This window comes from Pseudomonas boreofloridensis, assembly GCF_030580795.1.
Taxonomy (GTDB): domain Bacteria; phylum Pseudomonadota; class Gammaproteobacteria; order Pseudomonadales; family Pseudomonadaceae; genus Aquipseudomonas; species Aquipseudomonas boreofloridensis.
This window is the reverse complement of the sequence record NZ_JAUQOQ010000004.1, coordinates 245308-266191: the sequence shown is the minus strand read 5'-3', so window position 1 is coordinate 266191 and position 20884 is coordinate 245308. Positions and strand designations below refer to the sequence as shown.

At 64.3% G+C, this 20884-nt stretch carries 18 protein-coding genes; 10 read left to right on the top strand and 8 right to left on the bottom strand.

The genetic code is table 11. The features are described from left to right. The first annotated feature begins 200 nt into the window (after window positions 1-200). The 7 genes from Q6A47_RS07130 to pcaC all read left to right on the top strand — a co-directional run bounded on the left by Q6A47_RS07130 (window position 201) and on the right by pcaC (window position 7034). Window positions 201-1049 (top strand): CoA transferase subunit A, encoded by an 849-nt coding sequence (locus Q6A47_RS07130; RefSeq protein WP_039579687.1) that lies wholly within the window; start codon window positions 201-203, stop codon window positions 1047-1049. Next, complete coding sequence (locus Q6A47_RS07125) at window positions 1046-1825, top strand: CoA-transferase subunit beta (RefSeq protein WP_039579685.1); 780 nt, start codon at window positions 1046-1048, stop codon at window positions 1823-1825. The genes Q6A47_RS07130 and Q6A47_RS07125 overlap by 4 nt, the downstream gene beginning before the upstream one ends. Next, the gene (pcaF, locus tag Q6A47_RS07120; RefSeq protein WP_304483782.1) at window positions 1822-3027 is read left to right on the top strand and encodes a 3-oxoadipyl-CoA thiolase; all 1206 of its coding nucleotides are present in this window, start codon (window positions 1822-1824) and stop codon (window positions 3025-3027) included. Before Q6A47_RS07125 ends, pcaF begins: the two co-directional genes overlap by 4 nt. A 140-nt stretch (window positions 3028-3167) precedes the next feature. After that, window positions 3168-4457, top strand: a complete 1290-nt coding sequence (locus Q6A47_RS07115) for an MFS family transporter (RefSeq protein ID WP_039579681.1) — start codon at window positions 3168-3170, stop codon at window positions 4455-4457. 9 nt (window positions 4458-4466) lie between these two features. Continuing rightward, complete coding sequence (locus Q6A47_RS07110) at window positions 4467-5828, top strand: 3-carboxy-cis,cis-muconate cycloisomerase (RefSeq protein WP_304483707.1); 1362 nt, start codon at window positions 4467-4469, stop codon at window positions 5826-5828. An 11-nt stretch (window positions 5829-5839) separates the two neighbouring features. Next, complete coding sequence (pcaD, locus tag Q6A47_RS07105) at window positions 5840-6631, top strand: 3-oxoadipate enol-lactonase (protein ID WP_304483705.1); 792 nt, start codon at window positions 5840-5842, stop codon at window positions 6629-6631. Window positions 6632-6641: 10 nt separating this feature from the next. After that, the gene (pcaC, locus tag Q6A47_RS07100; RefSeq protein WP_116888925.1) at window positions 6642-7034 is read left to right on the top strand and encodes a 4-carboxymuconolactone decarboxylase; all 393 of its coding nucleotides are present in this window, start codon (window positions 6642-6644) and stop codon (window positions 7032-7034) included. Between the two features lie 47 nt (window positions 7035-7081). On the opposite strand, the gene Q6A47_RS07095 is transcribed toward pcaC, so the two are convergent. From Q6A47_RS07095 to Q6A47_RS07075, 5 genes are all read right to left on the bottom strand, one after another. Next, entirely contained in the window at window positions 7082-7606 is a 525-nt protein-coding gene (locus tag Q6A47_RS07095; protein ID WP_304483703.1) for an Mpo1 family 2-hydroxy fatty acid dioxygenase, read from the bottom strand. 104 nt (window positions 7607-7710) lie between these two features. After that, window positions 7711-8964 (bottom strand): OprD family porin, encoded by a 1254-nt coding sequence (locus Q6A47_RS07090; protein ID WP_304483702.1) that lies wholly within the window; start codon window positions 8962-8964, stop codon window positions 7711-7713. A 306-nt stretch (window positions 8965-9270) separates the two neighbouring features. Next, the gene (locus Q6A47_RS07085) at window positions 9271-10725 is read right to left on the bottom strand and encodes an AdeC/AdeK/OprM family multidrug efflux complex outer membrane factor (protein ID WP_039579666.1); all 1455 of its coding nucleotides are present in this window, start codon (window positions 10723-10725) and stop codon (window positions 9271-9273) included. Continuing rightward, window positions 10722-13874, bottom strand: a complete 3153-nt coding sequence (ttgB, locus tag Q6A47_RS07080; RefSeq protein ID WP_304483701.1) for a multidrug efflux RND transporter permease subunit TtgB — start codon at window positions 13872-13874, stop codon at window positions 10722-10724. The genes Q6A47_RS07085 and ttgB overlap by 4 nt, the downstream gene beginning before the upstream one ends. Window positions 13875-13877: 3 nt before the next feature. Beyond that, complete coding sequence (locus tag Q6A47_RS07075; RefSeq protein ID WP_039579661.1) at window positions 13878-15032, bottom strand: efflux RND transporter periplasmic adaptor subunit; 1155 nt, start codon at window positions 15030-15032, stop codon at window positions 13878-13880. Between the two features lie 253 nt (window positions 15033-15285). Between Q6A47_RS07075 and Q6A47_RS07070 the strand changes: the two genes are divergently transcribed. Next, window positions 15286-15918, top strand: a complete 633-nt coding sequence (locus Q6A47_RS07070) for a TetR family transcriptional regulator (protein ID WP_029612890.1) — start codon at window positions 15286-15288, stop codon at window positions 15916-15918. Window positions 15919-15989: 71 nt separating this feature from the next. Here Q6A47_RS07070 and Q6A47_RS07065 read toward each other — a convergent pair whose 3' ends face one another. After that, window positions 15990-17444, bottom strand: a complete 1455-nt coding sequence (locus tag Q6A47_RS07065; protein ID WP_304483700.1) for an MDR family MFS transporter — start codon at window positions 17442-17444, stop codon at window positions 15990-15992. Window positions 17445-17829: 385 nt separating this feature from the next. Between Q6A47_RS07065 and Q6A47_RS07060 the strand changes: the two genes are divergently transcribed. After that, the gene (locus Q6A47_RS07060; RefSeq protein WP_039579656.1) at window positions 17830-18699 is read left to right on the top strand and encodes an isocitrate lyase/PEP mutase family protein; all 870 of its coding nucleotides are present in this window, start codon (window positions 17830-17832) and stop codon (window positions 18697-18699) included. A 15-nt stretch (window positions 18700-18714) separates the two neighbouring features. Here Q6A47_RS07060 and Q6A47_RS07055 read toward each other — a convergent pair whose 3' ends face one another. Together Q6A47_RS07055 and Q6A47_RS07050 are read right to left on the bottom strand one after the other, a co-directional pair. After that, window positions 18715-18888 carry a hypothetical protein gene (locus Q6A47_RS07055; RefSeq protein ID WP_304483699.1) on the bottom strand — a complete coding sequence of 58 codons (174 nt, stop codon included), beginning with the start codon at window positions 18886-18888 and terminating at the stop codon, window positions 18715-18717. A gap of 90 nt (window positions 18889-18978) precedes the next feature. Then, entirely contained in the window at window positions 18979-19881 is a 903-nt protein-coding gene (locus Q6A47_RS07050) for a LysR family transcriptional regulator (protein WP_304483698.1), read from the bottom strand. A gap of 104 nt (window positions 19882-19985) precedes the next feature. Between Q6A47_RS07050 and Q6A47_RS07045 the strand changes: the two genes are divergently transcribed. Further along, window positions 19986-20861, top strand: coding sequence for an MBL fold metallo-hydrolase (locus tag Q6A47_RS07045; protein WP_304483697.1), 876 nt, complete (start codon window positions 19986-19988; stop codon window positions 20859-20861). Window positions 20862-20884 lie beyond the last annotated feature (23 nt).

The following is a 20884-nucleotide window of genomic DNA, read 5'->3' as shown; positions in this document are numbered from 1 at the left end:
GAGGGCGCCGGCCGAGGGTGAGCGCGCCTTCTCACCCTCGATACGGGCCTGCATCGATAGCACGGACTCACCATTCAAACCGTTCGATAACCGCCCAAAAGGTCGATTATCGGATTGTAGCGCTCCACCAGCCTCCTTACTCTGAACCCATCGCAGCCCCGCTGCACCCGTACTCGACTCAGCCTGACCAGGAGTCTGCAATGGCAGCAATCCTCTCGCTTCACGACGCCGTGAAGCAGTTCGTCAACGACGGCGACTGTGTTGCCCTCGAAGGTTTCACTCACCTGATTCCCACCGCCGCCGGCCACGAGATCATTCGCCAGGGCAAGCGTGACCTGACCCTGGTGCGCATGACCCCAGACCTGATCTACGACCAACTGATCGGCGCTGGCTGCGCCCGCAAGTTGATCTTCTCCTGGGGCGGTAACCCCGGTGTCGGCTCGCTGCACCGCCTGCGCGACGCGGTCGAGAAGCAATGGCCGCACGCCTTGGAAATCGAGGAACACAGCCACGCCGACCTGGCCAATGCCTACGTCGCCGGGGCCTCCGGCCTGCCGTTCGCGGTGCTGCGCGCCTACGCCGGCTCCGACCTGCCGAAGGTCAACCCGCTGATCCAGTCGGTCACCTGCCCGTTCACCGGCGAAGTACTGGCGGCCGTGCCCTCGGTGCGCCCGGACGTCACTGTGATCCATGCGCAAAAGGCCGACCGCAAGGGCAACGTCTTGCTGTGGGGCATCCTCGGCGTGCAGAAGGAAGCCGCGCTGGCGGCCAAGCGCTGCATCGTCACCGTCGAGGAGATTGTCGACGACCTGCAGGCACCGATGAACGCCTGCGTGCTGCCGACCTGGGCCCTGAGCGCAGTGTGCCTGGTGCCGGGCGGTGCGCATCCCTCCTACGCCCACGGCTACTACGAGCGTGACAATCGCTTCTACCAGGCCTGGGATCCGATCGCGCGCGACCGCGAAGCCTTCACCGCCTGGATCGACACCTACATCCGCGGCACCGCCGATTTCACCGAATTCAAGCGCACGCTGGAGGCCGCACAATGAGCTACTCGACCTCGGAAATGATGACCGTGGCTGCCGCCCGACGACTGCGCAACGGCGCGGTCTGCTTCGTCGGCATCGGCCTGCCGTCCAAGGCCGCCAACCTCGCACGGTTGACCTCTTCGCCCGACGTCGTGCTGATCTACGAGTCCGGCCCCATCGGCGCCAAGCCCAGCGTGTTGCCGCTGTCGATCGGCGACGGTGAGTTGGCCGAGACCGCCGACACGGTGGTGCCGACCGGCGAGATCTTCCGTTACTGGCTGCAGGGCGGACGCATCGACGTCGGCTTCCTCGGCGCCGCGCAGGTCGACCGCTTCGGCAACATCAACACCACCGTGGTCGGCGACTACCATGCGCCCAAGACCCGCCTGCCGGGCGCGGGCGGCGCGCCGGAGATCGCCGGTTCCGCCAAGCAGGTCCTGATCATCCTCAAGCAGTCCAAGCGCGCCTTCGTCGACAAGCTCGACTTCATGACGTCGGTCGGCCATGGCGAAGGCGGCGACTCGCGCAAGCGCCTGGGCCTGCCGGGCGAGGGCCCGGTGGGGATCATTACCGACCTGTGCATCATGGAGCCGGAAGCCGGCAGCCATGAGTTCGTGGTGACCTCGATTCATCCAGGCGTGACGCGCGAGCAGATCGTCGCCGCCACTGGCTGGGCCATCCGTTTTGCCGACAGCGTGCAGACCACGCAAGCGCCGAGTGATCACGAACTGACCGCGCTGCGCGACCTGGAAGCGCGCACCGCCGCCGCCCATGGCCAAACCGCAGGAGAAGCCTGATGCGTGAGGTATTCATCTGCGACGCCATCCGCACGCCCATCGGCCGCTTCGGCGGCGCCCTGGCCAGCGTTCGCGCCGACGACCTGGCGGCCGTCCCGCTCAAGGCGCTGATCGAGCGCAATCCACAGGTGCAGTGGGCGCAGGTCGACGAAGTGTTCCTCGGCTGTGCCAATCAGGCCGGCGAAGACAACCGCAACGTCGCACGCATGGCGCTGCTGCTGGCCGGGCTGCCGGAGAACGTTCCCGGGGTCACCCTCAACCGCCTGTGTGCCTCGGGCATGGACGCGGTGGGCACGGCGTTCCGTGCCATCGCCAGTGGTGAGATGGAGCTGGCCATTGCCGGTGGCGTGGAGTCGATGTCGCGCGCGCCGTTCGTCATGGGCAAGGCCGAAAGCGGCTATTCGCGTGCCATGAAGCTGGAAGACACGACCATCGGCTGGCGTTTCGTCAATCCTTTGATGAAAAGCCAGTACGGCGTCGATGCCATGCCCGAGACTGCCGATAACGTGGCCGACGACTATCAGGTGTCGCGCGCCGACCAGGATGCCTTCGCCTTGCGCAGCCAGCAGAAAGCGGTCGCCGCCCAAGCCGCCGGCTTCTTCGCTGAGGAGATCGTGCCAGTGCGCATCGCCCACAAGAAGGGTGAGACCTGGGTCGAGCAGGATGAGCACGTGCGTCCTGACACCACCCTGGAAGCGCTGGCCCGGCTCAAACCGGTCAACGGGCCCGACAAGACCGTCACGGCCGGCAATGCCTCGGGGGTCAACGATGGTGCAGCGGCATTGATTCTGGCCTCCGCCGAGGCGGTGAAAAAACATGGCCTCACCCCGCGCGCCCGGGTACTGGGCATGGCCAGTGCGGGTGTCGCGCCCCGTGTGATGGGCATCGGCCCGGTGCCGGCGGTGCGCAAGCTGTGCGAGCGCCTGGGCATCGCCGTGGCCGACTTCGATGTCATCGAGCTCAACGAAGCGTTCGCCAGCCAAGGACTGGCGGTGCTGCGCGAGCTTGGTGTGGCCGACGATGCGCCGCAGGTCAATCCCAACGGCGGCGCCATCGCCCTGGGTCATCCGCTGGGCATGAGCGGCGCGCGTCTGGTGCTGACGGCGCTGCATCAATTGGAGAAGAGCGACGGGCGCAAGGGCCTGGCGACCATGTGCGTAGGCGTGGGGCAAGGCCTGGCGTTGGCGATCGAGCGGGTCTGATGCGCGTCGGCCTCATCGCGGATTCAACCGTGATGGGGCCGGTCAATACGACGCATGGCCACTGGTCAGACCCGAGGCGGAACGAGACTGTTACCGGGTATGTCTAGACTTCACGGTATCCCTCCAGGAGCAAGCAACCCATGACCTCAGTTCATTACACGGGCGAAGAGCGCAAAAGCCGCATCTTCGCTATCGTCGGTGCCTCCTCGGGCAATCTGGTGGAATGGTTCGACTTCTACGTCTACGCCTTCTGCGCCATCTATTTCGCCCCCGCCTTCTTCCCCTCGGACGATCCCACCGTTCAACTGCTCAACACCGCCGGCGTGTTCGCGGCGGGCTTTCTGATGCGACCGATCGGCGGCTGGATCTTCGGTCGCCTGGCCGACCGTCACGGACGCAAGCATTCGTTGATGATCTCGGTGCTGATGATGTGCGCCGGTTCCCTGCTGATCGCCTGTTTGCCGACCTACGCCAGCATCGGCGCCTGGGCCCCGGCGCTGCTGCTGTTCGCCCGCTTGGTGCAGGGCCTGTCGGTGGGCGGCGAGTACGGCACCACCGCGACCTACATGAGCGAGGTGGCGCTGCGCGGCCAACGCGGCTTCTTCGCCTCGTTCCAGTACGTCACCCTGATCGGCGGCCAATTGCTGGCGGTGCTGGTGGTGGTGATCCTGCAGCAACTGCTCAGCGATGAAGAGCTGCGCGCCTGGGGCTGGCGCATTCCGTTCGTGGTCGGCGCCGTCGCTGCGCTGATTTCGCTGATGCTGCGCCGTTCGCTCAAGGAAACCAGCAGCGCCGAGACCCGTCAGGACAAGGACGCCGGCAGCATCGCCGGGCTGTTCCGCAACCATACCGCCGCGTTCATCACGGTGCTGGGCTACACCGCGGGTGGCTCGCTGATCTTCTACACCTTCACCACCTACATGCAGAAGTACCTGGTCAACACGGCCGGCATGAACGCCAAGAGCGCGAGCTTCGTGATGACCGGCGCGCTGTTTCTGTTCATGATCCTGCAGCCACTGTTCGGCATGCTCTCCGACCGCATCGGTCGACGTAACTCGATGCTGTGGTTCGGTGCGTTGGGTACGCTGTTCACCGTGCCGCTGCTGATGGCGCTCAAAACCGTAAGCAGTCCGTTCATGGCGTTCGTGCTAGTGACCTTGGCACTGTGCATCGTCAGTTTCTACACCTCCATCAGCGGCCTGGTGAAGGCCGAGATGTTCCCGCCGCAGGTGCGTGCCCTTGGCGTCGGCCTGGCCTACGCGGTGGCCAATGCGGTGTTCGGCGGTTCCGCCGAGTACGTGGCCTTGGGTTTGAAGAGCCTGGGCATGGAGAACACCTTCTACTGGTACGTGACGGCAATGATGGCCATCGCCTTCCTGTTCAGCCTGCGCCTGCCCAAGCAGGCGGCGTACCTGCACCACGATCACTGAGGCGTTTCGATGAGTCAGGCGGATAACCAGCTGTTCGATCTTTACTTCACCACCCCGGCGATGCGCGCGATTTTCTCCGACCGTGGCCGGCTACAGGGCATGCTCGATTTCGAGGCGGCCCTGGCCCGCGCCGAGGCGAGTGTCGGGCTGGTACCGCACACGGCGGTGCCGGCCATCGAAGCCGCGTGCAAGGCCGAGCGCTACGATGTCCAGGCCCTGGCCCAGGCCATCGCGGTGGCTGGCAATTCGGCCATTCCGTTGGTCAAGGCGCTGGGCAAAGTGGTCGCCAGCGGTGTGCCCGAGGCCGAGCGTTACGTCCACTTAGGCGCCACCAGCCAGGACGCCATGGACACTGGCCTGGTGCTGCAATTGCGTGACGCGCTGGACCTGATCGAAGTCGAGCTGGCTGGGTTGGCCGAGGCCCTGGCCCGGCAGGCCCTGCAGCATGCCGATACGCCGCTGGTGGGGCGCACCTGGCTGCAGCATGCAACGCCTGTGACCCTGGGCATGAAACTGGCCGGTGTCCTGGGTGCGCTGACGCGTCACCGCCAGCGCCTGCGCGAACTGCGCCCGCGCCTGACTTGCCTGCAGTTTGGTGGCGCCTCCGGCAGCCTGGCCGCGCTGGGCAGCAAGGCGCTGCCGGTGGCCGAAGCGCTGGCCGCGCAACTTCGCCTGAATTTGCCCGAACAGCCTTGGCACACCCAGCGCGATCGGCTGGTGGAGTTCGCCTCGGTGCTGGGCCTGATCGCCGGCAGCCTGGGTAAGTTCGGCCGCGACGTCAGCCTGCTGATGCAGACCGAGGCCGGTGAACTGTTCGAGCCTTCGGCGCCCGGCAAAGGCGGCTCCTCGACCATGCCGCACAAGCGCAATCCAGTAGGCGCGGCGGTGTTGATCGGCGCCGCGACCCGCGTGCCCGGCCTGCTCTCGACGCTGTTCGCCGCCATGCCCCAGGAGCACGAGCGTAGCCTTGGCTTGTGGCATGCCGAGTGGGAAACCCTGCCGGAGATCTGCTGCCTGGTGTCTGGCGCGCTGCAGCAGGCACGGCTGATCGCCGAGGGCATGGAGGTGGACGCCGAGCGCATGGGCCGCAACCTGGAACTGACCCAAGGTCTGGTGCTGGCCGAGGCGGTGAGCATCGTGCTGGCGCAACGCCTGGGGCGCGATACCGCCCACCATCTGCTGGAACAGTGCTGCCAGCGCGCCGTGGCCGAGGGGCGCCCCCTGCGCGCCGTGCTCGGCGATGAGCGCCAGGTGACCGAGCAGCTCAGCGACGAAGAACTCGACCGTTTGCTCGATCCCGCCCACTACCTCGGTCAGGCCCGCGTCTGGGTGGCGCGCGCGGTGGCTGAACATCAACGTTTGACTGTCTGAAGGAGACCGCTGTGGCGCATTTGCAACTGCCCGATGGCGTACTGAACTACCGACTCGACGGCCCCGAGCATGCCCCGGTGCTGGTGTTGTCCAACTCGCTGGGCACCGACCTGCACATGTGGGACACCCAGATGCCGTTGTGGACCCCGCATTTTCGCGTGCTGCGCTACGACACCCGCGGCCACGGCGACTCGCAGGTCACCGAAGGCCCGTACAGCATCGAACAACTGGGCCATGATGTGCTGGCCTTGCTCGATGGCCTGAACATCCAGCGCGCGCACTTCTGCGGCCTGTCGATGGGCGGGTTGATCGGCCAGTGGCTGGGCATTCACGCCGGTGAGCGCCTGCTGCGCCTGGTGGTGTGCAATACGGCGGCGAAGATCGGCTCGCCGGACACCTGGAACCCGCGCATCGAAACGGTGCTACGAGACGGCGCGGTCGCCATGCGTGGCCTGCGCGATGCCTCCATTGAGCGGTGGTTCACGCCGGCGTGGTCGGCGGCCCATGCCGAGCAGGTTTCACGCATCACCGAGATGCTGGCCAGCACCTCGCCGCAAGGGTATGCGGCCAATTGCGCGGCCGTGCGCGATGCCGATTTCCGTGACCAGTTGGGCGCCATCAAGGTGCCGCTGCTGGTGATTTCCGGCGAAGCCGATGCGGTCACGCCACCGTCGGGCGGGCAATTCATCCAGGCGCATGTCGCGGGCGCGCAATACGCTGGCTTCCAGGCCGCGCACCTGTCCAACGTCGAGGTCGGCGAGCCGTTCAGCCGGCGCGTGCTCGACTTTCTGCTGGCCCGCTGAGGAGCGCCCGATGGACGAAAAACAACGCTACGACGCCGGCATGCACGTGCGCCGCGCGGTGCTGGGCGACGCCCACGTGGACCGCAGTCTGGAAAAGCTCAACGACTTCAACGGCGAGTTCCAGGAAATGATCACCCGGCACGCCTGGGGCGACATTTGGACCCGCCCAGGGCTGCCGCGCCACACCCGCAGCCTGATCACCATCGCCATGCTCATCGGCATGAACCGCAATGACGAACTCAAGCTGCACCTGCGCGCGGCCGCCAACAACGGCGTGACCCGTGAGGAAATCAAGGAAGTGCTGATGCAGAGCGCGATCTACTGCGGCATTCCGGCGGCCAATGCCACGTTCCACCTGGCCGAGTCGGTGTGGGACGAGCTGGGCGTCGAATCGCGCGAGTAGGGCGCAACGTCGGCCTTGCGTGCTTGCCAGCCGACGCCATTGAACGGTTACGCCGCTGCGGGTTTGCGGCGTATCGCCACCGGCCCGGCATTGGCCTCCACGGCGCGTTTCAGGTCGGGGCACATCCCGAGCATGAAGGCCAATTCCGCCACCACGAACAGCGGCCCGATGATCAGGCCGCTCAGGTCGTCGACGAAGGCTGGCTTGCGTCCTTCGTAGGCGTGGCCGATGAACTGGATCATCCAGCCCACCACGAACAGGCCCAGGCCAATGCTCAGCCACAGGCCGGTCTGCTGTTGCGCCAGCCATTGCCCTGCCCACAGGCACAGCCCCAGCAACGCGCCCATGAGCAGCCCCCAGCGCAGGTCCAGGCGCAAGTAGAACCACACCGACGCCGCCGCGACCAGCAATGCCGGAGACAACCAGAGGCCCGCCACGCTCCAGCCGGGCCTGGACAACAGGATGCTGACCGCGAGCACGATCAGCGGAATGCCGACGAAGTGGGTGGTGATGTTGCGCGGGTCACGGTGGTAGGCCGCGTACTGACTCAGGTGTTCGACGAGGGTCTTCATGGTTGTGCCTCCATCAGGGCAGGGTCCCTTGTCACCTTTCGGACAAGTGAGTGCTGCCCATCAGAATAGCCTGCTTGCGACTCGCTGTAGCGATTTCACGCCTGTCAGAGCAGGCTCAACGGATAGTTGAGGATCAGACGGTTCTCGTCGAACGAGTTGGTGTTGAAGTCACGGCGCATGCTGGAGTTACGCCAGCGCAGCGAGAGGTCCTTGAAAGTGCCGGACTGGATGACGTAGGCCAGCTCGGTTTCCCGCGCCCATTCCTTGCCATCGGTGACCGTGCCGGTCTGTACGTTGTCGCCTTTGATGTAGCGGTTCATCAGGGTCAGCCCAGGGATCCCGACGGTGGCGAAGTTGAAGTCGTGACGGACCTGCCAGGAGCGCTCCTTGGCATTGTCGAAGCTGGCGTTGTAACTGTCGTTGGCCAGGGTGCCCCCGCTGGTGCCGTTGACCCGCATCCACTCGGTGTCGCCGCTTACCTTCTGCAGGCCGACATAGAACGTGTGGCCCTGGTAGCGCGCCGAGAGCATCGCCGACGCCGTGCGGTTGTCCAGACTGCCGGCGCGAGCGGCGCCGTCGTCCTTGCCGATGAAGTAGCCCAGGTTGGCGCCCAGGGTCCAGTCGCCCAGGGGTTGGCTGTGGATCAGGTTGAGGTACTGCTGCTGGTAGATGTCCTTGAGCTGGGCATGCCACAGCCCGACCTGGGTGCGCTTGTCGTTGAAGCTGTACTCGCCGCCGGCGAAGTTGAAGCGGTCGGAGGTGAAGCCTGGGCGGCTGAACAGCGCCATATCCTCCATGCTGGCATCATTGCGCGGGCTGTTGCCGCGGAACTGGCCGCCGTAGAGGGTCAGGCCGGCGATCTCCTTGGAGGTGATCTGACCGCCGCGGAACGTCTGCGGCAGCGAGCGGCCGTCGTCCGAACGCAGGATCGGCAATACCGGCATCCACTCACCGACTTTGAGTTCGGTTTGCGAAACCCGCGCCTTCAGCGCCACGCCCAGGCGACCGAAGTCATCCGCCGGGCGGCCATCGTCGTGCACGGGCAGCAACTGCGTACCGGCCGTGCCCTTGCCGCCATCGAGTTTGAGCGAGTACAGCCCCAGCACATCGACACCGAAGCCGACGGTTCCTTGGGTGAAGCCCGAGCGGGCATCGAGGATGAAGCTTTGCGTCCATTCCTCGGCCTTGCCCTGAGCTCTGGCCGGATCGACGAAATTGCGGTTGATGTAGAAGTTGCGCAGGTTGAGAGTGGCCTTGGCATCCTCTGCGAAACCGCCGTCGTCAGCGAAGGCGGGCAGGGTGCAGGACAGGGCCAGAAGGCCCGGCAGCAACGGGCGTGCAGGTTGCAGAATGCTCATCTGTCTTGGATCTCTTGTTTTTATTGGGCGAGCCGAGGCCCTACGGGAGTGCCCATAGGTCGACGCTTTTCTTGAGAACTTGTGCAACGTTGCGTAGCCGATGGTGCGTGATGGGCTTGGCGCCAGGCAATTCGTGTCGAGCGGAATGGGGCGGTAATCGAACGTATTGTTGCGCTCCAGCGCGTCAGGGCGTCGACGCGCAGACAGCGCTGCGGCGAACCGCTGTCACAGGCGGCAGGCGGTCGCTGACAACCGGGCAACAAAAAGCCCACCGCAAGGGTGGGCTCTGTGTCGAAGGCTGATCACTCAGCCCTTGGGCGCCTGCATCGAAGCCTGTTGATTGGCCTGACCGGTGCGCTCGTACCAGCCACCGCCCAAGGCCTTGTACAGGTTGACCTCGCTGGTCAACTGCGACAGACGATCGCTGATCAGCGACTGCTGGGCACTGAACAGGTTGCGCTGGGCGTCGAGGAAGGTCAGGTTGCTGTCGATACCGATGCGGTAGCGGCGCTCGGCCAAGCGGTAGTAGTCCTGGTTGGCGGCCACCAGATCGCGCTGGGCCTGCAACTGTTCCTCGAAGGTCTTGCGTGCCGCCAGGCCATCGGAGACTTCCTGGAAGGCCGTCTGAATGGTCTTTTCGTACTTGGCGACGTTGATGTCCTTCTGGATCTTCGAGTAGTCCAGGCTGGCGCGCAGGCTGCCGGCGTTGAAGATTGGCAGGTTGATTTGCGGCTGGAACAGCCAGGTGCCCGAGCCGCCCTTGAACAGGCCGCCCATGTCCGGACTCAGGGTGCCAGCATTGGCGGTCAGGCTGATGCTCGGGAAGAACGCCGCGCGCGCCGCGCCGATGTTGGCGTTGGCGGCCTTGAGCTGGTGCTCGGCTTCCTGGATGTCAGGACGGCGTTGCAACAGGTCCGACGGCAGGCCTGCCGGCACTTGGGCGAGCTGGTCGGCATCGAGCTTGAGTGGAGCCGGCAGATCGCTCGGCACGCCGGTACCCAGCAGCACGGTCAGGCTGTTGAGGTCCTGCGCCACCAGGCGTTGGTACTGCGACAGCTTGACCCGTGCGCCTTCGACGGCGGTGCGCGCCTGGCTCAGGTCGAGCGCTGACGCCACCCCCACCTCGTTGCTGCGACGGGTCAGGTTGAAGCTTTCTTCGTAGTTCTTCAGCGTGTCCTGGGTCAGCACCAGCAGCGCCTTATCGGCCTGCCAGGTGTAGTAGGCATTGGCCACGCTGGCCACCAGGCTGATTTGCGTGGAGCGCCGTGCCTGTTCGCTGGACAGGTAGATTTCCAGGGCCTGCTCGCTGAGGCTGCGTACGCGGCCGAACAGGTCCAGCTCGTAAGCGCTGACCCCGAGGGTCGCCGAGTACTGGCTGTTGATGTTCGAGCTGCCAGTCTGCGACATGTCCGCTGGCACCCGCTGGCGACTGCCGCTGCCGGTGGCCGACACCGCCGGGAACAGGTCGGCGCGCTGGATGCGGTACTGCGCACGGTAGGCGTCGATGTTCAACGCCGCCACGCGCAGGTCGCGGTTGTTGACCAGCGCGGTCTGGATCAGCTTCTGCAGCGCCGGGTCGTTGAAGAACTGGCGCCAGCCCTGCTCGGCGGCGGCCACGTCGGCCGACTCGGTCGGCGAGTAGGCCGGGCCTTGCGGCCATTGCGCGGGCACCGGAGCGTCCGGGGTCTTGTAATCGGGAATCAGCGAGCAGCCGCCGAGAATGAACGCGGTGACTGTCAGGGACAGCAAAGACTTGGTCATTGCCCAGCCTCATTACGTGGAGTTTCAGGGGTGAAGTCGTGTTCCGGCTCTTTGCTGCCGAACAGCGACGACACTGCGACGAAGAATAGCGGTACCCAGAAGATCGCCAGCACGGTTGCGCTGATCATGCCGCCGATCACGCCGGTACCGATGGCATGCTGGCTGCCCGAGCCTGCGCCGCTGGCGATGGTCAACGGTACCACGCCGAGGATGAACGCCAGCGAGGTCATGATGATCGGGCGCAGACGCATGCGGCACGCCTCGATTGCCGCGTCGTACAGGCTCTTGCCCTGTTCGTGCAGCTCCTTGGCGAACTCGACGATCAGGATGGCGTTCTTCGCCGCCAGGCCGATCGTGGTCAGCAGGCCGACCAGGAAGTAGACGTCGTTGGAGAGGCCGCGCAAGCTGGTGGCGATCAGCGCACCGATGATGCCCAGGGGCACGACCAGGACCACGGCGATCGGAATCGACCAGCTTTCGTACAGCGCTGCCAGGCAGAGGAACACGAACAGCAGCGACAGGGCGAACAGCGCGGGCATCTGCGAGCCAGAGAGTTTTTCCTCGTAGGACATGCCGGTCCAGGAGAAGCCCACACCGCTTGGCAGCTCGCCAATGATGCGTTCGACCTCGGCCATCGCCTCACCGGTGCTGTAGCCGGGCGCCGGTGCACCGAGCACCTCGACCGCTTCCACGCCGTTGTAGCGCGAGAGTTTCGGCGAGCCGTAGGTCCATTCACCCTTGGCGAAGGAGGAGAACGGCACCATTTCGCCCTTGCCGTTGCGCACGTACCACTTCTGCAGGTCTTCCGGGCTCATGCGGGCATTGGCTTCACCCTGGATGTACACCTTCTTGACCCGACCGCGATCGATGAAGTCGTTGACGTAGCTGCCGCCGAGGGCGATCGACAGGGTGTTGTTGATGTCGGCGATGGTCACGCCCAAAGCGCTGGCGCGTTCGTCGTCGACGATCAGTTGGTACTGCGGTTCATCGTTCAGGCCATTCGGGCGTACCCCGGCCAGGATCTTGCTCTGCGAGGCCTTGGCGAGGAACTGGTTGCGCGCTTCCATGAGTTTCTCGTGGCCGACACCAGCACGGTCCTGAAGGAAGACGTCGAAGCCGGTTGCGTTACCCAGCTCCAGTACCGCAGGCGGGGCGAAGGCGAATACCATCGCATCGCGGAAGCCGAAGAAGTGCTGCTGCGCACGGGTCGACAGGTTGAAGACGCTGTTCTCCGACGAGCGCTCGCCCCAGGGCTTGAGCATGATGAAGGCCATGCCCGAGCTCTGGCCGCGGCCGGCGAAGTTGAAGCCGGTCACGGTGAACACCGACGACACGGTGTCGGCTTCGTCCTTGAGCAGGTACTCGCGCATCTGGTCGACCACCGCCTGGGTGCGCTCGGCACTGGAGCCGGCCGGCGTCTGCACCTGGGCGAACAGCACGCCCTGGTCTTCTTCGGGCAGGAATGCGGTGGGGATGCGCATGAACAGCCAGATCATGCCCACCACGATCAATACGTAGGCCAGTAGGAACGGGATCTTGTTGCGCAGGATGCCGCCGACGCTGCGTTCATAGCCTTGTACGCTGCGATCGAAGTTGCGGTTGAACCAACCGAAGAATCCACCCTTGGCGGTATGGTGCTCGCCTTTTTTCAGCGGCTTGAGCATGGTTGCGCACAGCGCCGGGGTGAAGACCAGTGCCACCAGCACCGACAGGCCCATGGCCGAGACGATGGTGATGGAGAACTGCCGGTAGATCACCCCGGTGGAACCGCCGAAGAAGGCCATGGGCAGCAGTACCGCCGACAGCACCAGGGCGATACCCACCAGGGCACCCTGGATCTGCTCCATCGAGCGTTTGGTCGCCTCCTTGGGCGGCAACCCTTCCTCGGACATCACCCGCTCGACGTTTTCCACCACGACGATGGCGTCGTCCACCAGCAAGCCGATGGCCAGCACCATGGCGAACATGGTCAGGGTGTTGATGCTGAAACCTGCGGCGGCAAGGATGCCGAAGGTGCCCAGCAGGACCACCGGTACGGTCATCGTGGTGATGATGGTGGCGCGGAAGTTCTGCAGGAACAGGTACATCACCAGGAACACCAGCACCACCGCTTCGATCAGGGTGTGGATCACGCCGCTGATCGATTCGGTGACCACCGGGGTGGTGTCATACGGGAACACCGCCTTGACCCCTGGCGGGAAGAAAGGCTCCAGGTCCTGCACGGTCTTGCGCAGCGCCTTGGCGGTATCCAGGGCATTTGCGCCAGTAGCCAGCTTGACTGCCAGTCCGGAGGCCGGCTTGCCGTTGAACTGGGCGCTGACGGCATAGTTTTCGCCGCCCAGGCCAACCTTGGCCACGTCACCCAGGCGCACCTGCGAACCGTCGTTGTTGACCTTCAGCAGGATCTTCTCGAACTGCTCGGCGGTCTGCAGGCGGGTCTTGCCGATGATGGTCGCGTTGAGCTGGGTGCCAGGCATGGCAGGCAGGCCGCCCAGTTGCCCTGAGGACACCTGGACGTTCTGCGCGGTCACGGCCGTGCGCACGTCCACCGGGGTCAACTGGTATTTGTTGAGCTTGGCCGGGTCGAGCCAGATACGCATGGCGTACTGTGCACCGAACACCTGGAAGTCACCGACACCGGCGGTACGCGAGATCGGGTCCTGCATGTTGGAAACGATGTAGTTGGCAAGGTCGTCCTTGGTCATGCTGCCGTCTTCGGACACCAGGCCGATCACCAGCAGGAAGTTCTTCACCGCCTTGGTGACGCGGATACCTTGCTGTTGTACTTCCTGTGGCAGCAGGGGCGTGGCCAGGTTCAGCTTGTTCTGCACCTGGACCTGCGCCGTGTCGGCGTTGGTGCCTTGCTCGAACGTCGCGGTGATGGTCATGCTGCCGTCGGAGTTGCTCTCCGAGGACACGTAACGCAGGTTGTCGATACCGTTGAGCTGCTGCTCGATGACCTGCACCACGGTGTCCTGCACGGTCTGCGCGGAGGCGCCCGGGTAGGTCACGGCGATGGCGATGGCCGGCGGCGCGATGCTGGGATACTGGTTGATCGGCAGCTTGAGGATTGCCAGGGCCCCGACCAGCATGATCACCAAGGCGATCACCCAGGCGAAGATCGGGCGATCGATAAAGAACTTCGACATGGTTTACTCCGCTTTGGCGTCTGCTTTCGCCGAGTTGGGCTGGTCAGGGCTGCCCGGCTTCTTGACGTTGGTGGCCTCGCTGACCTTGACCTCGGCACCTGGACGCACGTACTGCAGACCTTCGGTGATCAGGCGGTCACCCGCCTTCAGGCCGTCCTCGACCAACCACTCGTTGCCCAAGGTGCGGGTCGCTTTGAGCTGGCGCAGTTCGACCTTGTTGTCCTGGTTCACCACCAACGCGGTGGCCGCGCCCTTGAGGTCGCGGGTCACCCCTTGCTGGGGCGCCAGGATCGCATTGGCGTTGACCCCAGCCTGCAGGCGCGCATGCACGAACATGCCTGGCAGCAGCGTGTGGTCCGGGTTGGGGAAGACGGCGCGCAGGGTCACGGAACCGGTGGACTCGTCGACCGAGACCTCGGAAAACTCCAGGCGACCTTCGCGCGCGAACGTGCTGCCATCTTCGAGAATCAGCTGGACCTTGGCGGCGTTCTCGCCGGCTTTCTGCAACTGCCCGCTCTCCAGGTCGCGGCGCAGCTTGAGCAGTTCGGCGGTGGACTGGGTAACGTCGACGTAGATCGGGTCGAGTTGCTGGATAGTGGCCAGGGCGTTGCTCTGGCCATTGCTCACCAGCGCGCCTTCAGTGACCGCCGAGCGACCGATGCGGCCGCTGATCGGCGCCAGTACCTTGGTGTAGCGCAGGTCGATCTGCGCGCTCTTGAGCGTGGCCTCGGCCTGCAGACGCTTGGCGTTGGCGTCGTCGTACTCCTGCTTGGACACCGCCTGTTCATCGATCAACTGCTTGTAGCGCCCGGCCAGCGAGCGCGTGGCCTGCAGGTTGGCCTGGGCATTGCCCAGGTTGGCTTCGTACACCGCAGGGTCGATCTGGTAGAGCTGCTGCCCTTCCTTGACGTCGCTGCCTTCCTTGAATAGGCGCTTGAGAATGATGCCGTTGACCTGTGGCCGAACTTCGGCCACGCGGTAGGCGCTGGTACGCCCCGGCAGTTCCGATGTCAGGGTAAAGGCTTGGGGCTGCAAGGTGACGACGCCGACCTGAGGCGTCTGCGCGGCAGGCGGGGCCTCTTCTTTCTTGCAGCCACTGAGCAGGGTGGCCAAGGCGACGGCGGATACCAGGGCGGTAACGGCTGGCTTGAAGTGCATGAGGATCCTCGGGTCGCAGGAGCAGGGGGAGCTCAAGAATAGTGGAAGAGTATTGTCAGAAAAAACGCTATTCGGTGGATAAGTAGCTTACTAACGAATATACTTACATTCATGGTTGTTTGTAAATAGCGCGGTGGTGGTATCAGGCTACTACCGCAATACGTAATCAATGCATTCGGGACCCGCCCTGCAGAGGCGCGCCCGGTACAACCCGCGCGCCCATCGCGTGGGGTTCTGATGAGGTTGAGCTGCCATGGTTCGTCGTACCAAAGAGGAAGCACAGGAGACTCGCGCGCAGATCATCGACGCGGCCGAGCGCGCCTTCTACAAGCGTGGCGTCGCTCGTACCACTCTGGCCGATATCGCCGAGATCGCCGGCGTGACCCGCGGTGCGATCTACTGGCACTTCAGCAACAAAGCCGACCTGGTGCAGGCGCTGCTCGACAGCCTGCACGAAACCCATGACCACCTGGCACGCGCTGGCGAGAGCGAGGACGAACCCGACCCGCTCGGCTGCATGCGCAAACTGCTGGTGCAAGTGTTCAGCGAGCTGGTGCTCGACGCCCGGACCCGGCGCATCAATGAGATCTTGCATCACAAGTGCGAGTTCACCGATGAAATGTGTGAAATCCGCCAGCAACGGCAGCAGGCTGTCGCCGAATGCCACGATGGCATCAGCAGAACCTTGGCCAATGCCGCTCGGCGCGGCCAGTTACCCGTCGATCTGGATACCGAGCGGGCGGCCATCGCCATGTTTGCCTACATCGACGGTCTGATCGGGCGCTGGCTGCTACTGCCGGACAGCTTCGAGCTGTTGCGCGATGCGGACAAATGGGTCGATGCAGGGCTGGATATGCTGCGCTTGAGCCCCGCGCTGCGCAAATAAGACTTTGTGAAGGTTTGTGAAGAAGTCTTTCCCCGCAGGATTAACGGGAGATTATCGATCCTGATGCGCTCTCAGTCATGACCGCGCAGCTGTCGATCCGGCAATACCAGCGCCGCGACCAGCCCCAGCACCGCGACCCCTGCACTGGCCAGCAGCAGATAGCTGAATGTCTGCGTCAGGTGCGCCTGATTCGACGCATCGGCCACGCTACCTTGGAGGCTGCCGAGCAAAGGATTACCGACGCTGTGCAATCCGCCGACCTGCAACAGCGCCAGCAACAGGCTGGACATGCAGGCTACGCCCATTGCACCGCCTAACGAGCGGAACAGATTGGTGGTGCTGGTGGCCACGCCGATGTCCTTGATGTCCACCGCGCTCTGCGTGCCCACCAGCGAAGTGGGAAACTGCAATCCGCAGGCGATGCCGGTCAGCAGCATGAACGTTCCGCTCAGCCAGACTGACTGCGGCGCGGTCAGGGCCATGCCGACGATCGCCAGCGGCATCAGTACCGCGCCAGCCAGAATCTGCGGTTTATAGCGCCCGGTGAGGCTGGTCAGGCGGCCGCCGGTGAACGCCCCCATCGGCAGTCCCATGGCCAGAGGCAATAGATGCAGTGCTGCGCCGTCGGCCCCGGCCCCAGTGATGCTCTGCAAGCGCAGCGGCATGAGCATGGTTAAAGAAATCGACTGGAAGCTGGCGAAGAAAATCACGCACCAGCACAACACCGCCACCCGATTGCCGAACAGTTTCAAGGGCAACAGCGGCTCAGGGCAGCGCCGTTCATGGGCGATGAACAGTGACACGCCCAGCGCTGCGCAGCCGAACAGGGCCAGCACCGCCGGTGCGGTCCAGGCTGCGCCCTGGCCGACCAGGGTGATGCCCAGCAGCAGGCTGCCCAGCCCGACGGTCAGCAACAGCGCGCCGAGGTAGTCGACCTGCGCCTGCCGCCGTCTGACCGGCATTCCCTGCAACGCGCGGCGGATCACCCACCAGGCGCACACGCCCAGCGGCAGGTTGATCCAGAACACCCAGCGCCACGACAGATACGCGGTGAGCCAGCCGCCCAGCACCGGGCCAGCCACGCTGGCCAGCGCATACATGCTGCTGAAGTAGCCTTGATAGCGCCCGCGTTCACGTGGCGGCACGAAGTCGCCAATGATCGCCTGGCTCACCGAGACCATGCCGCCTGCGCCGATGCCTTGCAGCACGCGCGCCAGCACCAGTTGCTCCATGTTCTGCGCCAGGGCACAGCCGATCGAGGCCAGGGTGAACACGGCGGTACCGGTGAGGATCATCCGGCGCCGACCATACAGGTCGCCGAGCTTGCCGTAGATGGGCACCGCCACGGTCATGGCCACCATGTAGCCGGAAATCACCCAGGCCAGCAGGCCCACGTCGTTGAACTGCGCGGAAATGGCGGGCAGGGAGACAGCGACGATGGTCTGGTCCAGGGCACCGAGAAGAATCGCCAGCATCAGCGCGCTGAGCACGCTGCGCAAGACGGCGGGGGGCAGGGCGGCGGTCACGGTTCACACCTTCTGGTCGGGTGATGAAGAAAAGCGCGTCGCCAGCCTTCATGAAAAGTGCGGGGCCGTGGCGAGCGTGTCGCAAAGTGTAACCTGAGTTAGGTAGCTTCCTATGTACTACCTGCATCGCCTATGCGCGATCGGCATACCTGCTTTCACCCGGAGTATCAGGGCAGCGTGATATCGTGGGTGATCAAAGCAGCCGAAATACACTGGATTGCACCCATTTGGTGCACATTGCTCCAGGTTTCCGCATCGCCGTATTCCCACGCCGTCTATTCCACTCTCTGCATGGTGCCTGTGATCATTGCCACACCCGGCAACGTGTTTCCCGGCAGGAGTCGGTAGTCAGCCAGTTCGAATTCCATCTTCATGCGGAGTGACCATGCCCAAAGCGTCCCACCAAGATCTGCGTTTTGCCTTTCGCGAACTCCTCGCCTCAGGTTCGTGCTATCACACAGCGTCCGTGTTCGATCCCATGTCTGCGCGCATCGCCGCCGACCTGGGCTTCGAGGTCGGCATCCTCGGTGGTTCCGTCGCCTCGTTGCAGGTACTGGCCGCGCCTGACTTCGCCCTCATCACCCTCAGCGAATTCGTCGAGCAGGCCACCCGCATCGGCCGCGTCGCTCAACTGCCAGTACTGGCCGACGCCGACCACGGCTACGGCAATGCGTTGAATGTGATGCGCACGGTCACTGAACTGGAGCGTGCCGGTGTCGCTGCGCTGACCATCGAGGACACCCTGCTGCCGGCCCAATTCGGTCGCAAGTCCACCGACCTGATTTCCGTGGAAGAGGGCGTTGGCAAGATTCGTGCGGCGCTCGAAGCGCGGGTCGACACCTCGCTGTCGATCATCGCCCGTACCAATGCCGGGGTACTGAGCACCGAAGAAATCATCTTCCGCACCCAGAGCTACCAGAAGGCGGGTGCCGATGGCATCTGCATGGTTGGCGTGAAGGATTTCGAGCAACTGGAGCAGATCAGCCAGCACCTGAGCGTGCCGCTGATGCTGGTCAGCTACGGCAACCCCAATCTGCGCGACGACGAGCGCCTGGCGCGCCTGGGCGTGCGCATCGTGGTGGACGGTCACGCGGCGTACTTCGCTGCCATCAAGGCGACCTACGACTGCCTGCGCCTGCAGCGCGGTCAGCAGAACAAGTCCGAGAACCTCAGCGCCACCGAGCTTTCGCACACCTATACGCAGCCCGAGGATTACATCCGCTGGGCCAAGGAGTACATGAGCGTCGAGGAGTGAGCGGCAACTGCCGCGTTACCTGAGAGCGCTCAAGGTCGCGGTGTGCGGTATGCAGTGTGCGTGGCTGCAACTGGCTGCGCTAGCGGGCTGGCTGCGCAGCCGTTCGACGCGCCAACAGGCCGAGGCGTAAAGCCCGGCCACGGCCACCAGGGCCAGGACGATGACGCAGCGTCTGGATTTGATGCCCATCTTGTCGACCTCCTGCAATGCTTACAGGGATACCTGCAAGCATAGGTCAGATGAGCACTGCCACTCCTGCTGAATGATCCTGTATTCAGCTCAGTCGCAGTCCCATTCCGAGTCGTCGCCGAAGCGTTGCGCAAGGAAGTCCAGCATGCTGCGCAAGGTCGCCGGCATGTGCTTGCGCGAGGTGTACACCGCATGCAGGTTCAGCTCACGTGGACGCGCCTGGGGCAGCACGTTGACCAGTTCGCCGCTGCGTAAGGCCGAGGCGGCCTGATAGGTCGGCAGCATGGCGATGCCCGCACCCGCCTGCGCCGCCCGCTGCAAGGTCAGTGCCTCGTTGGCGCTGATGTTGCCTTGCACGGGCACCGCCACCGACTCCCCGTTCACCTCGAAATGCCACACACCATGGCCGAAGTAGGCATGGGTCAGGCAATTGTGCGCAGCCAGATCCTCGACCTGCTGGGGTACGCCGTGGGCGCTGAGATAGGCGGGGCTGGCGCAGACCACCGAGCGGCAGACGGTCAGGCGTCGTGCGATCAGGTTGGGGTCCAGGTCATTGCTGGTGCGGATGGCCAGGTCGATGCGCTCTTCGATCAGATTGACCGTACGGTCGAGCATCTGCAGTTCCACCTTCACCCCGGGATAGCGCTGCACATAGTCGGCGACTGCGTCGGCCAGTTGCGCGTAGCCGAACGAGGTACTGACGCTGATGCGCAGCTCGCCACGGGGGGCTTCGTCGGGCTGACGCACGGCGCTTTGCAGATCCCCCGCCAACTCCAGCATTTGCCGACAGCGCGGCAGGGTATCCTGGCCCGCCGCCGTCAGGCTCAGCTTGCGCGTGGTGCGTTGCATCAGGCGGGCGCCGACCCAGGTCTCCAGTTCGGCCAGGTAGCGCGAGACGACCGGCCTGGACAGTTGCAAATACTCCGCAGCCGCCGATTGGCTGCCGAGATCGACGACATTGACGAACACCCGCATGGCGGTAAGACGGTCCATGATTCGCTCGATTTCAGAAACAAACTATGTCCAAGCATCGCATTTTTTGTAACGAATTGGGCAACTAAGCTGTGCGCAATCCTTCTCAGTCACAGGATCTTCGCATGTCCGTTCTTTCCTCCCTCCGCGCCCTGCTGTTGGCCTGCGCCGCCTTGACTGGGTACGCCCAGGCCGGACCAGCCCTGCAACTGGACGTCTACAACCCCGGCCACGATGGACTGTTTCCGGTCAGCTCGGTGATCGTCAGCGGTGCACACGACGCGGTGCTGATCGACGCCCAATTCGGCAAGTCGCAGGCCGAGCAGGTGGTGCAGCGACTGCGCGCCAGCGGTAAGCGCCTGACCACCATCTACATCAGCCATGGCGATCCGGACTACTACTTCGGTCTCGACACCCTGACGCGCGCCTTCCCCAAGGCCAAGGTGGTAGCCTCCGCCGCTACCGTTGCGCACATCCGCCAGACCCGAGAAGCCAAGCTCGCTTACTGGGGTCCGCAGATGGGCAACGACAAGCCTGCGAAACTGATCGTGCCGCACGTGCTGCAAGGCGATCGCCTGGAACTGGAAGGTCAGACCTTGCAAGTGATGGGCCTGGATGGGCCGCAGCCGGACCGTAGCTTCGTGTGGATTCCTTCGATCAAAGCGGTGGTCGGCGGTGTGGTGGTGTCCGAGGGCATCCATGTGTGGATGGCCGACACCCAGTCAGCCCAATCCCACACCGACTGGCTGGCGACCTTGGCGCGCATCGAGCACCTGACGCCCCGTACGGTGATCCCTGGCCATTACCTGGGACAGGGCAGTCGCTCGCTGGAGGCCGTGCGCTTCACGGCCGATTACATCCGCGCCTTCGACAGCGAAACCGCCAAGGCTGCCGATGCGGCGGCGCTGATCGCAGCCATGAAGCAGCGCTATCCGAACCTGGCCGATGAAAGCTCGCTCGAGCTCAGCGCCAAGGTCGCGAAAGGTGAAATGAAGTGGTAACCCCTTACAACCTTGATGGAGTG